This is a genomic window from Ideonella sp. P3_A4, assembly GCF_056403075.1.
This window is the reverse complement of the sequence record NZ_JBFUGE010001204.1, coordinates 1-907: the sequence shown is the minus strand read 5'-3', so window position 1 is coordinate 907 and position 907 is coordinate 1. Positions and strand designations below refer to the sequence as shown.

Here is a 907-nt window from a genome sequence, read left to right as displayed (position 1 = left end):
GGCCAAGATCGAGCTGTCCAACAGCACGCAGACCGACGTCAACCTGCCGTACATCACAGCCGACGCGTCGGGCCCGAAGCACCTGAACATCAAGCTGACCCGCGCCAAGCTGGAAAGCCTGGTCGACGAGCTGATCGAGCGCACGATCGATCCCTGCCGCATCGCGGTGAAGGACGCCGGCGTGAAGCTGGCCGACATCGACGACGTGATCCTGGTCGGCGGCATGACCCGCATGCCCAAGGTGCAGGAGAAGGTCAAGGAGTTCTTCGGCAAGGAGCCGCGCAAGGACGTCAACCCTGACGAAGCCGTCGCCGTGGGCGCGGCCGTGCAAGGCCAGGTGCTGGGCGGCGAGCGCAAGGACGTGCTGCTGCTGGACGTCACCCCGCTGAGCCTGGGCATCGAGACCCTGGGCGGCGTGATGACCAAGATGATCAAGAAGAACACGACCATCCCGACCAAGTTCGCGCAGACCTTCTCGACCGCCGACGACAACCAGCCGGCCGTGACGATCAAGGTCTACCAGGGCGAACGCGAGATGGCCACGGGCAACAAGAGCCTGGGCGAGTTCAACCTCGAAGGCATCCCGCCGGCACCGCGTGGCCTGCCGCAGATCGAGGTCACCTTCGACATCGACGCCAACGGCATCCTGCACGTGAATGCCAAGGACAAGGGCACCGGCAAGGAGAACAAGATCACCATCAAGGCGAACTCCGGCCTGTCCGAGGACGAGATCGAGAAGATGGTCAAGGACGCCGAGCTGAACGCGGCTGAAGACGCGAAGAAGCTCGAGCTGGTGCAGGCCCGCAACCAGGCCGACGCGATGATCCACTCGGTCAAGAAGAGCCTGGGTGAGCATGGCGAGAAGCTGGACGCCGGCGAGAAGGAAAAGATCGAGGCCGCTCTGAAG

Annotated in this window: 1 protein-coding gene; it reads left to right on the top strand. The window is 63.9% G+C overall.

The window, feature by feature from the left end; all coding sequences use genetic code 11:
* Nucleotides 1–907, top strand: a 907-nt coding sequence (locus tag AC1DYI_RS36990; RefSeq protein WP_477209050.1) for an Hsp70 family protein, incomplete at both ends; no start/stop codon positions are given.